13 protein-coding genes and 1 other RNA gene are annotated in these 13641 nt (G+C 33.3%); 3 read left to right on the top strand and 11 right to left on the bottom strand.

What is annotated here, in order from left to right; translation table 11 throughout:
* Window positions 1–763 precede the first annotated feature (763 nt).
* Window positions 764–1006 (bottom strand): hypothetical protein, encoded by a 243-nt coding sequence (locus HM992_RS17565; RefSeq protein WP_179320712.1) that lies wholly within the window; start codon window positions 1004–1006, stop codon window positions 764–766.
* Between the two features lie 307 nt (window positions 1007–1313).
* Window positions 1314–1707: a transfer-messenger RNA gene (ssrA, locus tag HM992_RS17560) on the bottom strand.
* A 130-nt stretch (window positions 1708–1837) separates the two neighbouring features.
* On the opposite strand from ssrA, the gene HM992_RS17555 reads away from it, so the two are divergent.
* Window positions 1838–3040, top strand: a complete 1203-nt coding sequence (locus tag HM992_RS17555) for an NAD(P)-dependent oxidoreductase (RefSeq protein ID WP_179320710.1) — start codon at window positions 1838–1840, stop codon at window positions 3038–3040.
* 97 nt (window positions 3041–3137) lie between these two features.
* On the opposite strand, the gene HM992_RS17550 is transcribed toward HM992_RS17555, so the two are convergent.
* The 9 genes from HM992_RS17550 to HM992_RS17510 all read right to left on the bottom strand — a co-directional run bounded on the left by HM992_RS17550 (window position 3138) and on the right by HM992_RS17510 (window position 10256).
* Window positions 3138–5042: a TlpA disulfide reductase family protein gene (locus HM992_RS17550; RefSeq protein ID WP_179320709.1), complete on the bottom strand. Its 1905-nt coding sequence runs from the start codon at window positions 5040–5042 to the stop codon at window positions 3138–3140.
* 64 nt (window positions 5043–5106) lie between these two features.
* A complete protein-coding gene (locus HM992_RS17545) occupies window positions 5107–5772 on the bottom strand; it encodes a DUF1361 domain-containing protein (protein WP_179320707.1) in 666 nt (221 codons plus the stop codon).
* On the bottom strand, window positions 5760–6167 hold the full coding sequence (locus tag HM992_RS17540) for a ribosomal maturation YjgA family protein (RefSeq protein ID WP_179320705.1): 408 nt from the start codon (window positions 6165–6167) through the stop codon (window positions 5760–5762). The genes HM992_RS17545 and HM992_RS17540 overlap by 13 nt, the downstream gene beginning before the upstream one ends.
* Window positions 6168–6182: 15 nt before the next feature.
* Window positions 6183–6797, bottom strand: a complete 615-nt coding sequence (locus HM992_RS17535; RefSeq protein ID WP_179320703.1) for a SanA/YdcF family protein — start codon at window positions 6795–6797, stop codon at window positions 6183–6185.
* Window positions 6794–7312, bottom strand: coding sequence for a hypothetical protein (locus HM992_RS17530; RefSeq protein WP_179320701.1), 519 nt, complete (start codon window positions 7310–7312; stop codon window positions 6794–6796). The genes HM992_RS17535 and HM992_RS17530 overlap by 4 nt, the downstream gene beginning before the upstream one ends.
* Entirely contained in the window at window positions 7309–7641 is a 333-nt protein-coding gene (locus HM992_RS17525; protein WP_179320699.1) for a hypothetical protein, read from the bottom strand. Before HM992_RS17525 ends, HM992_RS17530 begins: the two co-directional genes overlap by 4 nt.
* 1 nt (window position 7642) lies before the next feature.
* Window positions 7643–9037: a DUF4153 domain-containing protein gene (locus HM992_RS17520; RefSeq protein WP_179320697.1), complete on the bottom strand. Its 1395-nt coding sequence runs from the start codon at window positions 9035–9037 to the stop codon at window positions 7643–7645.
* A gap of 75 nt (window positions 9038–9112) precedes the next feature.
* Window positions 9113–9406, bottom strand: a complete 294-nt coding sequence (locus HM992_RS17515) for a winged helix-turn-helix domain-containing protein (protein ID WP_179320695.1) — start codon at window positions 9404–9406, stop codon at window positions 9113–9115.
* A 238-nt stretch (window positions 9407–9644) separates the two neighbouring features.
* Window positions 9645–10256 (bottom strand): hypothetical protein, encoded by a 612-nt coding sequence (locus HM992_RS17510; protein ID WP_179320693.1) that lies wholly within the window; start codon window positions 10254–10256, stop codon window positions 9645–9647.
* A 107-nt stretch (window positions 10257–10363) separates the two neighbouring features.
* On the opposite strand from HM992_RS17510, the gene HM992_RS17505 reads away from it, so the two are divergent.
* Both HM992_RS17505 and HM992_RS17500 read left to right on the top strand, forming a co-directional pair.
* A complete protein-coding gene (locus HM992_RS17505; RefSeq protein WP_179320691.1) occupies window positions 10364–10717 on the top strand; it encodes a hypothetical protein in 354 nt (117 codons plus the stop codon).
* 272 nt (window positions 10718–10989) lie between these two features.
* Window positions 10990–13536, top strand: a complete 2547-nt coding sequence (locus tag HM992_RS17500; RefSeq protein WP_179320689.1) for an adenosylcobalamin-dependent ribonucleoside-diphosphate reductase — start codon at window positions 10990–10992, stop codon at window positions 13534–13536.
* Window positions 13537–13641 lie beyond the last annotated feature (105 nt).

Below are 13641 nucleotides of genomic sequence, written 5' to 3'. Positions count from 1 at the left end.
TAAGCGTATTATTCCGTTTAGCGAATCCAGTTTAGCTCAGATTGGTTTTCCTGCGTACAGTTCAACCGTAACGATAAACACAAGCTTTTCAATCTTGATTTACTTTATAGATCTTTTTAATCTAAAATTATCTTAGTTGTTTTAATTTCAAATAGAGTAGAGTAAGCTCAAAATTGGTTTCTTTAAATTATCTTTTAAAATTCTATTTTTCTTGGTTTATGAAGTCAAACCGTAAGCAATGCGTAATGCTTTTCAGATTTAATTATCCATCTGAGTAATCAATCAAATTAGGGCTTACGATGTTTCAATTTAAGAAAAATGTTAGTTGGCGAGACAGCTTGTAGTTAACAACTGGATATACACAATTGTCTATATCCTGCATATAACACGTTACTATTAGTTTATAAATCTAAAGAATATTTTAGATATTTCTATACGTGACTTTACTTAGTTTTTTAAAAATTAGAAGTTTATAGTGATTTTTGAAAATAGGCGAGGACTAGCAATGAATTATTTGCGGTTCTGTAATTAGTGCTTTTTTAATTCCGAACTAATATTTCAGCCAATATTTTTTTCGGAAACTCATATTCTATTCTGTTTGATTTTTCAGAGTTTAACTTTCCGTTTTTATCTCGGTATTCAAGAAATAAAATGACTTTAATCTAGTCCGATTTTTTTTACACATTGAAATTCGGATTTTATTACCGTCATAAATTCAGTTGATTCCAAGTATTGTTTAGAAAACCAATTATTGCTTCCATTGTCAACTTTGTGTTCCGAAAATTCTATTTTTTTTATTTTCGAGTTCTATTGTGAATTTATCAGTCAAATCGTTGTTATCAAACTTTAATCCACCAAATGAGCTATTATAAAAAACCAAATGAGCCATTTTTCCAACATAAGAATTGTCAAGGTAAGATACACTTACATATTTAATATCAGAACCATCCTGAGCAATTGCATTGATTGTAAAAGTCACAATTATTAATATGTTTATTCTTTTCATTCGTTCAGTTTCTCATATTGGTTATAACTTAAGGATATACTTATTTACTATATCTTGATTGTGATTAATATTGAAATTAACAACCAACAAATGGAATACACAATACTTAAAGTCACGCATGTTTGCCCTTTTAGATTACAGTTATAATAAACTCCATAGATTCATTAATAATCTAAAATAGCCAGGATAGTTTAGAGTAACAGGGGGAAATAGAAAGAGTTATTAACAGAAAAGCAGAGAATAAAATGGCATCCAAAATGGCACCTACACAAATAAAAGCCTGTAAATCAATTATTTACAGGCTTAATTGTGGAGTCGGAGAGAATCGAACTCTCGTCCAAACAAGTAACCAAAAGGCTTTCTACACGTTTATTCTTTTCTTGGGTTTTCGACTAAAAGCTGGTTAAAGACACCCCACTTTTAGCTTAGCTCCTTAATCTCGAAAAGGTATCAGAGCACTACCTAATCTAAGTCAATTTTTACGATGCCTAATAAAGAACGCCATTAACTAAGGCTTTCTCGAGACATTTAGCACTCCTACCTAGTAGGACGAGGCTTAATCTTACTGTAATTCAGATTATGCAGCTAAAGCGTAGTTATTCTCGCCGTTTAAAATTTGGTCTAGCCTTTTACGTGTGTCAATGCCATTACACGACGTGCTTACAATCTAATTAATCTCGCTGTCAAAACCAGTCGACCCCAAAGTTTAAATTAAATGGACGGCGAAGTTACGAAAAAAGTTGCGCAACCTCATAAATCCTTTTACATTCGTACAAATATTATTCCATATTAGATTTTGACAGTTTTGTCAGTCTTAAAATTATAATTACCATGACATTCGCCATCATAAAAGAACGTAAAAATCCACCAGACAGACGTGTGGTGTTTTCACCTGAACATTTAGCAGAAGCTAGAACGCAATTTCCAGAAGCTACATTTATTGTAGAGTCTTCGGATATAAGAATCTTTCCTGACGATGCTTATAGAAAATTAGGATTTGAGGTGTTGGATGATGTTTCTCATGCCGATGTTATGATTGGAGTTAAAGAAGTGCCGATTGAAAATTTAATTCCGAATAAGAAATATTTCTACTTCTCGCATACCATTAAAAAACAGCCTTACAATAGGAAATTATTGTTAGCCATGTTAGAGAAAAATATAGAAATGTTTGATCACGAGACTATCGTTAAAAAATCAGGAGCACGTTTAATTGGTTTTGGACGTTATGCAGGTTTGGTTGGTGCGTATAATGGTTTTAGAGCTTTAGGATTGCGAGATGGTTTATTCAATTTACCAAAAGTTGAGACACTCGCCGATTTAAACGAAGTAAAAGCAGAATTAGATAAAATTACCATTCCTAATATAAAGATTTTACTTTCTGGAACCGGGAAAGTAGCACATGGAGCCAAAGAGATTTTAGATCATTTAGGGATTAAACAAATTAGTGATGCCTTGTATTTAACATCTCAATTTACAGAGCCTGTCTATGTTATGGCAGATGTGATGGAATATGCCAAACGAACCGATGGAAAAGTAGGTGACCGCTTTAAGTTTTATAAAGATCCATCAGGTTATGAAAGTAACTTTATGCCTTATGCTAAAGAAACCGATTATTTTATAGCAGGTCATTTTTACGGGAATAATGCACCTTATTTATTTACGAGAGAAGATGCCAAGCATCCAGATTTCAGGATTAATTTAGTCGCTGATATCTCTTGTGATATTGATGGTCCTGTGGCGAGTACCATTAGACCTTCAACTATTGAAGATCCCTTTTATGGTTACAATCCTCATACTGAAAAAGAAGTGGCTTACGATGCCAAAGGCGCAATAACTGTAATGGCTGTAGATAATTTACCATGTGAATTACCAAAAGATGCGAGTGAAGGTTTTGGTGAAACGTTTTTAGAACATGTGATTCCTGCTTTCTTCAATAATGATGAACGGGAAATCTTAAAACGTGCTCAGATGACTGAAAATGGTAAATTAACGAAGCGGTTTAGTTATTTGCAGGATTATGTAGATGGAAAATAAGTTAAGTATTCTGACAACCATAATGGCATCTGTTAGTGCATTATTAGAGTAAAAAAAGAGGAAAGCATTAATTGTTTTCCTCTTTTTTAGTTTAAAATTATGATTTCTTTAAAAGTTCAACTATTATATCAATTTCATTTACTGTCTTCTCTGCAGAACCGCTATAACCAACAGATTTAAAATTCATTCTTCCGTTAGAGCCAATAATCACCTTTGTTGGTATGCCAGTAATATTGTAGGTATTTGCGACCTCAAAAGTTCCTTCCTCCTTATTCTTAGGATCAATTAAAACATTAAAGTCGTATTTATTCTTTTCTATAAATTTAGATACTTTTTCTATGCGATCCTCACCATCCTCTAAGGTATCTATAAATAGAAATACTACATCATCATTACCTTTATACTTAGTCACAATATTCTGCATAGCAGGAAAAGAGGCAATGCAAGGACCACACCATGTTGCCCAAAAATCTAAAATAACAATCTTCCCTTTTAGGGCAGATAATGAGACGACTTCACCATCTAGATTTTTTATGTTAAAATCAGGGGCTACTTCATCTAGCATTTTAGATTTAATTTCAGAAATATTTTTATCATGGCCTTCTTTTTCTATGGTAATTATCTTCTCTTCAACATCTTTAGATTCTGGATTAACTTTTAAGTAAGCGGTTTTATATGCTTTTTTTATATCCTCAACGCTATTGCCATCCTTTATAAATTTTTCAGCTTTATTTAATACGGTTTCATACTGTTCATCCGCCATTAAGTAACTTATGTATCTAGCATTTGCTTCAACATCTTGCCCTTTTGGGTCGTGTGCTTTTTCTTGGTACTTAATAGCTTCTTTTGCGTTACCTTGTCTAAATAAAATTAAGGCATAAGTATCTGCATGCCTGTTGTAAGCTGACTTTAGGTTTTCTTCATATTGTTTTTGAGTGAAGTATTCTGGCTTATCTTTTGGGGAATTTTGCAACTCCGTAATCAAGTCGATTGATGCTTTAGATAGTTTCGCAGCTTCAACTAAATTTTTACCTTTCTCAGCCAATGACCACGCAAGATTATTAAAAGTTGCAGCTTTACTTTCTTTATGTTCAATCATTGATGAATATTTTTCAAACTTTTCCATGTCACCTTCTATAAAATAAGATTTTGCTAAATTGGCTGTCATATTACTTCCCCAGTTATTGGATTTCGGATTTAAGTTTTGGTAGGTTGCTAAAAGTTTTTCTTTCTTTTCTGTGTTCTTTTCAGCGTAAAAAGCGTCGGCTATATTATAACTAACAGTATTTCCATTTGGAAATTTTTTAAGGATAATAGTTTCAATGGAATCAGAGTTTTGTTTTTGATTTATTGTATTGTAAAAACTCATCATAGACATATAGTCTTTTTCAGATTTATTTGTATTTTTATATAAGGCTTCCAGATATGAATTAATCAGTGTTTCACCCTCTTTTTTGTCATTCATATAGGCCAGTTGTAAGTATGTAGTCTCCCAATCCTTTTTAAGGTCTGGGTAAGTTTCTAAATCCTTCTTTATAATGGCTTCTACTTTTTCGTCTTTTGTATCGATACCGTAGTAACTTCCATTACTAGTCGTAAAAAATGCTGCGGCAGAATTTGATCCGGGTATTTCTTCTCCATCAGCGTTATATAATGGCAAAATGTAACCTAGTTTATTGTTATCATCGTAGGCATCATTTACTTTAAATATAAATGCTATGGCCTCTGCAGAATCTGGAATTTTCAGTGAACTCTTATGTTTGTTTCCAATTGATGTTAAGTCTATATCTAAAGGATAATTTTTTGTGTTTACCATATATTGGTAAAATGCCTCTATTACATTATCGTTATTGTAAGTAATGTCAATAGTTTCTCCAGGTTGCGGTTTTTCTGTTGAAATGGTAAGTAATCCAATTGTTTTAGATGTTGCTTCTCCTTGTCTTTCGTTTTTACATGACATCACAAATAAAAGTATTACCAATAAGAGACTTAACTTTTTCATAATTATTGATTTTCTTAGTTTAAAGCTAAAGATAAAGATTTGTAATGAATATAATTTTTTAATCCTAATCCTCTATAATACGATATGGGTTCTTAAACATCCAAAAGCCTACGATTAAAAATGCACTGAAACCAAAAGTAAATAACCAAGCTTCAAAATGCTGAAATGGAGCTATAATCATATTTAGAATATCTATAAATAAATACTGTGGTCCACTTATAATTTCCCAAGAATTATAACGAAGAAATCGTCCTAAGTAAACCCCAAATCCACATAAAAAGATAATGGAAATACTCATAGCTTCAATCGGGATTTTTTTAAAATGAGAAGTCACCAGTTTCTGCATATCCATTATAGATACGTAGAATAGTAATAAGCCACTCAATGCAAACGACAACACCACCAACACATCTAGCCATAAAAGGGAATCGTTTCCTATTCTAATATGAATTAAATCGGTGACAATATAAGGTGCATTGGGCAAAAAGGCTAACCACGCCATAAACCAGAATCCAAGTTTTAATTTGCTCAGTTTTGATGTGGTATTTAAATACATCGTTATGGCATAAGGTATGATGGCTAAGAACACATTCCAGATTAAAAACAGAAAGGCATAGGACTTGTTGAGTTTCATGCGTACCATGAGTAAAATACTGCTAAATAGTAATGCCACTGTTATTAATGACAAGGTTTTAAAACGCTCTTGAATTAAAGTTTTTATAGTTTCCATAATCTTATATTTTGTCTGTTTTGTAGTTTTAAAATCGACGATTCAATAGCTAAAACCGTCAGTATTCCTAGCGTATAAGCGAGCAAGTCGGTAACATGGAATGTGCTACCGAAAATGAGTTTAGCCGTAAAACTATCTTGTAAATTAAAGTAGGTTAAGAATGGGGTGAGTTGAAGTAATTCGATACCATAAGCAATTAAGAGGACGACCACACTCGACGCCCTCACATTCAAGTTGGTGCATCCTCTAATAATTGCATATAGTAAAATAACAACGAGATAATCGCCAAATGTGTAGCGAATAAATCCAGTTTTAATGATGAAAGCGATGGCTAATTCTATAAGAAATAGGCTATGTGCGAGTACTAAATAATTTTTATTGAATTGAAATTTCATGATGTATATGTGATTTTATTTAATAGCAATTTTATCTCCTAAAAATTTAGGTGTAACATTAAAGAGTAAATCTAAACGTGCTTTAGTTCGTGCTAAATATTCGCGTGGTGGTATTTTGTAAACATCTTTGGCATTGTAAGCTATAGCGTCAATACCATAATGTTGAGCGATATAAATGGCGCGCTGGTTATGGAACTTCTGCGAGATAATAGTAATCGCATTTTGACCAAATATTTCCTTAGCTCTTACAATAGAATCTAAAGTTCTAAAGCCTGCATAATCTAAAAATATACACTCTGCAGGAATCCCTTTGGCGATTAAATCATTTTTAAAATCTGTAGGTTCGTCATAGTCTTTTCTACCATTATCTCCACTGACCAAGATGTAATCTATTTTTCCGGCTTTGTAAAGTGCAACCGCAGCATCTACTCGGTGTTTGTAGAATAAGTTGATGTTGCCACTTGGTGCCAATTTACTTGCTCCTAGTACGAGTCCGACGTTGTTTTTAGGGATAGTATCAATAGCGTCGTAAGTCAATCCTTTAGCTTTAAAACTCACCCAATGAAAGGTGATGAACACACCAAAAACTATGCAGATTCCTATTAATATTAAGATTTTAAATGTTTTCATGCGGCGATGCGTTTTAGGTTTAATGGGTCATGTTTTGGAAAAATGGCAGCTCTAAAATCTGAAATGGATACATGCATAAGCATTCTATAATCAAAATGATGAAAGGCATTTGCTTCTTTTCCTATTTTGAAAGAATGATGATAATACTTATAATAATCTGGAAGAATGGCCACACCAAGAATGATGGCTCCATACAAATACGGACTGCGTTTGCCGTTGCCATAGCAAAGGCATTGCAACGCAATTTCATCTTCAACTTTTGTGCTGTATCCACAAAGCACATGGTAGCAATCGTGACGCTCGACTTTTGGAATAAGTTGAAAATTATTTTTATCTAAGAATTCACCTAAGTGTCTTCCAAATGTAGGTTTTGGAAGTTTTAATAAATCAGATTTTGTGATATTCCAAGGTTTATGATTTTTAAACATATTGGTGTAAATGCGTTGTGAATGTTCAAACAACCAAATGATCAATTGCTTGCGTTTTGCTTTTAAAGTTTTAAATAGGTTGTTCATGGTAATTCGGGATGATTTGATTTTACATAGTTGTTGTTTTGATGCTGAGTTTTTCTGCTTTGAATGAGTTCATATTTCCAAATTAAAAGTGATACGATGAACACGAAACTGAAGTAATAAATGGCAGCAATATGCTTGTCTAATCCTATAATTGCAGCAACAGATAGTGTAAATAAACTAATGATGTAATACGGAAAATAGAGTTTAAACACACGCATTTTATCATGTCGGTATTTGGAAGCCCAAAACACGCACGATATACTTAATCGTACCATAATTAGGGTTAATCCACCAGCGAAAAGCGAAACAAATAAGATTAGAATAGCCATGTTATTCGGCGTCTATTTTAAAATTATCATATCGTAATTCTTGCCAATTATTAGTTCGTAATTGGTATACGTAGTTGTGATATTTTTCTTCGATTTGATGAATAGAATCTCCATTTAAGTTTTCGTTATCTAACTGCTCATTTAACAACAAGGTGTTATTATCGGATAATGCAATGACATACTTATAATCCATGGATTTGGCATAATTAAAATTGTAATTTGTAATGTGATAATCCCAATTGATTGTGCTAGAAATAATGAGAATTGCAAATGCAGCTTGTGTGTTTATTCGGAATAAATACCAGTTGTTTTTTGCTCCGTTTATTTTAAGAAGTGTTGTAACCAAACCGATTGTGGCAAGTAAAAGGTAAACGATGACACCAATGCGTTTGTAGGTTAACCCAAAGTAATAGATATACTGACTGTTTTTAAATACGATACTTAGTACCAAAAGAATATTTAAAATAATCCAAGTAAAAGCAAGGCGTTTTAAGGAGGCGTTTTGTTCGTAAAAATTAAGGTTACCTCGAAACACATAAAGTAAAATCATGATGGCAATGACAATAGAGGCAATGAGCGCATTGATACCATTATGAACTTGGGCAGAATATAAGGACGCTTTAATCTCTTGTTGTGTTGTTATAAAGGTGATATCCGTTAATAAGTACATGACAATTAATGCATTTAAAAGCGCGATAAGAATCACACCTAGTTGATTTTCTTGCTTTAATTTTGGAATAGAAAACGCCTCTGTTTTATGTAAACTATTTTCGGTTTGTAAATCGAGTTCAGTAGCAGGTTCGACCTCAATTGGATCATAAATATTATTGAATAAGTAGTAACCTAAACCTGCTACCAATACCCATTGGATATTTATAAATCCAAAATCTATCTGTTCTATTAAGTTGCTAAATACAGGGTTTCCTTCTTTGTAAAGTGCAATAAAAGTAATGAGGATTATGGTTGGAATTAAAATGATCTTAGCCCAATGCAAATAATCTATTTTGACGAGCTCTTCTTGTTCTATAGTATTTTTTTTCGCTCCAACTGAAGCAAAATTGCGATGAAGGAAACCTGCGATAGTGGTGTATAAACCATTAAGCCAATTGACGTAGATAGACGATTTAGTTTCGGATAAATGGCCTATTAAGGTAAAGAAAGCCACCAAGTTTGCAATGACAGACAACGTAGAACTATGAAAAAAGATGGTAAGTCCTGTGATGAGGTAGGCTATGGTATAGATTTGGGTTTTCCGATTTTTGAAGTGCGACTTGTTATTAATAAAAAGTATGACCACAGTGAGCATACTGAATAAAAAGAGGTTAAGTCCGATAGTTTGGTCGTAGAAAAAGGTGCTAAATAAAAGGGCTGCAATAAATAAGATTAGTTTTTTCATGATTGATTATTTTAAAGTACTTTGAATTTCAAAGTGAGTGTATAAAAAAAAGATTTTATAAATGGAATAGAGGTGTTAGGTTTTGCTTATTAATTTTTCAAGGGCTTCTATATGTTTTTTAAATTCTAATTTTCCTAGTTTAGTAACACTATATCTTGTGTTGGGTTTTCGACCTATAAATTGTTTTTCAACTAAAATGTATTCTGCCTTTTCTAAAGCTTTTGTATGACTTGCTAAATTACCATCTGTGGCCCCTAACAATTCTTTCAGCATATTAAAATCGGCATACTCGTTTACCATAAGAACCGACATGATGCCGAGTCGTATTCTATGATCAAAAAGTTTATTTATGTTGGTTATTATGCTCAAGTTTCAGTGTTCAGTGTTCAGTGTTCAGTGTTCAGTGTTCAGTGTTCAATGTTCGGTGTTCTATTGAGAAATTAAGGTAATAGGTTATTGTGGTATTTAGTCAATTCCATGATTACTTTTCAATCTCTCTGTAATTTTTTCTTTGCTCCTTTGCGCCTTCGCGAGAATCTTTTATTTATCTCTCATTTCTCTCAGCGAATCTCCGTGTAATCTTTTTGCGTCATTGCGAGAACATTTTTTACTTCACATCATATTTAAAATGCATCCAAGTCCCATAAACAATATGCATAATACCAAATCCAATCATCCATAGCCAGAACCCATACCCAGGATAATAACTCGCTATTAAGCCTAATATAATTTGAATATACCCTAAATATTGAATGTCTCCAATACTATATTTGGAAGCACTCACCAAAGCTAAGCCATAAAAGATTAACATTAAGCCACCTGTTTGACCATAACGCCCTTGGCTTAAAATAATCAGGCAGTAAATACCACCAACGGCTAATGGAACTAAAAAATTAAATAATAAGCGTTTAGAAGAATTATCCCAAATTTTTTCGCCTGTCTTTTTTGCTTTTCTAGTGGTAAGGATAATACCTGTAACCGCACTTAATAACGCAATCATCGTAAGCACAAACATGCAGGTCCAAAATACCCAACCATGGAATATAAATAGGGTGCCTCCACTATAAGTCATCACTAACCAATACGCAATGGCAGCACCAATTAAAGCATAGATACCAGCGAGAATTCCAGACAACCCACTCAACGAAATAAATCGAGATGACTTATTCATAAGATTTTTAATCTCACTAATGTCTTTTAGATAATCTTTTTCGCTCATATTAAAGTACTTTGAAATACAAAGTAAAATAAATAATTCGGTTTGCGCAAGTTTATTTTCGAGATTTCGTTAAATTTATAAATCAACATATAAATGACATAATCACAATGATCGAATTACTTTTAGCCATAGCCAATATTTCTGGAGGCATCTTACTTGGTCTTGCAACCCTTGATAAGTGGGATGGTGAGCATAATTTTTTTAATAAAATTGCCGGAGTTTTAGCTCCTTTTGATACCATCATTGGACTCGCACTTATCATTTTAGCCATACTCGAATTTTGGGGCGGACTGTTATTTAACATCGTTAGTATATTGGGCGGCATTTTACTTTTAACGCATGTGTTTTGGAAAGTACCTGCTCTTGAAACTAGTCTGAGAAAGCTATCTGCAAAGTTGATGCCTTTTAAAGCTGTAATAGGAATTGCCCTCGTTGTAATTGGTATTTTACAAATTTTTTAATTTCTTCAAAACCTATTTTACTTTTAGAACATAACATTTCAGGATAGCTTTAGAAAAGAAATAAACGTTGTTCTAATTATTCGATAGGATACGTTTTGGATAAAGTCAAATAGAAGTTATAATATTGATTTTGTAAGAAAATAAAACTGATACATTTTCATTAATTAACAATCTTTCAGACTTATTAACAAGTATGATTTTTGTCATGTTTTTGGGATTTATGTTGGGTAGCTTTGTGTCTATCCTATTAATATTTCAAAATCTCTTCCATTATGAATCAAACGCTTTCCTCTTCAAAATCATTTACTTATACTGAAGTTTTAAAAGAATGTCTAAACTATTTTAACAACGATGAACTTGCCGCAACCACTTGGATTAACAAGTATTGTTTAAAAGATAAGCATGGTAATTTTTTAGAAAAATCACCAGACGACATGCACTTTAGGATGGCTAAAGAATTTGGTAGGATTGAAAATAAATACGCACTTACAGATACCATTTCAGAACACTTATCTAATTACGGAAAAATCAGAAAACCATTAACTGATACTAAAATTTACGAACTTTTTAAAGAATTTAAATATGTAATTCCGCAAGGGAGTGTTATGTTTGGTTTGGGCAACGACCAGGTAATTGCGTCCTTATCAAATTGTATTGTGGTGCCTTCGGTTATAGATTCTTATGGTGGTGTTTGTTATACCGATGAGCAATTAGCACAATTATTTAAAAGACGTTGTGGAGTAGGAGTGGACTTATCCGAACTGCGTCCAAAAGATGCCTTAGTGTCTAATGCAGCGGGTTCTACAACAGGCGCAGTGTCGTTTATGAATCGTTTTTCTAATACCACAAGAGAAGTCGCGCAAAACGGAAGACGCGGTGCTTTAATGTTAACAATGGACGTAAAACATCCAGATATCGAGGATTTTATTACCGTAAAACAAGATCTATCTAAGATTACAGGAGCCAATATTTCAATTCGGTTGTCGGACGAATTTATGCAAGCAGTAGTTAATGATACTAAATTCACATTACAATGGCCAATTGAAAGTAAATCACCAAAATATACTAAGGAAATAGATGCCAAAGATCTTTGGGGAAAAATTATTACCTGTGCTCATAATTCCGCAGAACCTGGTTTGATTTTTTGGGATAGACAACATCACTATTCCACATCTTCGGTTTATCCTGAGTTTAAGAATAGTTCTACCAATCCATGTTCGGAAATTGCGATGCAAGGTGGTGATAGTTGCCGATTGATTGCGGTGAATTTATTCAGTTTTGTTGAGGCTCCATTTACGAAGAAAGCCAAATTCAACTTTGAAAAATTCTACGAAGTGGTTTATGAAACCCAACGTCTTATGGACGATTTAGTCGATTTAGAACTGGAAGCCGTAAAACGTATTTTAGCTAAAATAAATGCCGATCCAGAACCAGATGCCATTAAAAGAACAGAAAAAGATATATGGAATTTACTAGCTGAAACTGGTAAAAAAGGAAGACGTACAGGTTTAGGATTTACAGCTTTAGCTGATGCTGTTGCCGCTTTAGGAATTAAGATTGATACTGACGATGCTTTAGCTGTTGTTGATGATATAATGAAAACAAAAATGACTGCCGAGTTTGATAGTAGTATTGATATGGCGATTACAAGAGGTCAGTTTGAAGTGTTTAATAGAAATATTGAAGACACCTCAGAATTTGTACAAATGATGGCTAAAGAATTTCCTGAAACTTACGAAAGAATGATGGAACATGGTCGAAGAAATATATCCATAAGTACCGTTGCCCCAACTGGGTCGTTGAGTATGTTAGCACAAGTATCATCTGGAATTGAGCCTGTTTTCTTATTGTCTTACGTAAGACGACGAAAAGTGAATACCAATGACGAAAACTCTAAAGTAGATTTTGTAGATGATTTAGGCGATGCCTTCGAAGAGTTTACCGTGTATCACAAAAAGTATGAAACTTGGATGAACATTACAGGTAAAACCGAAATAGCAGAAAGCCCTTATGCCGGAGCAACAGCACCAGAAATAGATTGGAAAAAGCGTGTAGAACTGCAAGCTTTGGTTCAAAAATATACAACGCATTCCATTAGCTCTACGATCAACTTGGCTAAAGATGTTACGGTAGACTTGGTAGGTGATATTTATGTGGATTCTTGGCAAAAAGGATTAAAAGGGATTACGGTGTATAGAGATGGTTCCAGAAGTGGAATTTTAGTATCAACCGACGAGAAAACAAAAGAAGAAACAATAACATCTACAGAAACATTAATCGCCAAACGACCAGATAAAATTGAGGCAGAAATTGTACGTTTTCATAATGAATCCGAAAAATGGTTAGCCGTCATCGGTTTAGTGGAAGGACGACCGTATGAAATTTTTACAGGCCAAATGAAAGACGCGTTCAATTTACCAGAATGGGTTGAGAACGGTTGGGTCATTAAGCAGCGAAATGAAGATGGTTTGTCCCGTTACGATTTTCAGTATATAGATAATGAAGGTTATAAAATTACGATTGAAGGCTTATCTCGCTCGTTCGATAAAGAATTTTGGAACTATGCGAAATTGATTTCAGGGGTGTTACGTCACGGTATGCCAATACCTTATGTGGTAGATTTAATTCAGAATTTAAATTTATACGACGATCACATCAACACGTGGAAAAATGGTGTGGCAAGAGCCTTAAAACGTTTTGTGCCAGAAGGAACAGAAGCTTTGGATAAAAAATGCTCCAACTGTAATGATCCAGAAGGTTTAATTTTTGAAGAAGGTTGTTTGAAGTGTAAAAGTTGTGGGTATTCTAAATGTGGATAAAAGCCAGAGAGCATAGGGATCTTCTGAATTGAATCTTGAACTTTAATATGGTACATCATTTGGCCTAATACTTGTGATTTAGGGTATTACTATTAATTTGTAAAG

The organism is Winogradskyella helgolandensis, assembly GCF_013404085.1.
Lineage (GTDB): Bacteria > Bacteroidota > Bacteroidia > Flavobacteriales > Flavobacteriaceae > Winogradskyella > Winogradskyella helgolandensis.
The sequence above is the reverse complement of the archived record's forward strand: the minus strand, read 5'-3'. Positions and strand labels throughout refer to the sequence as shown.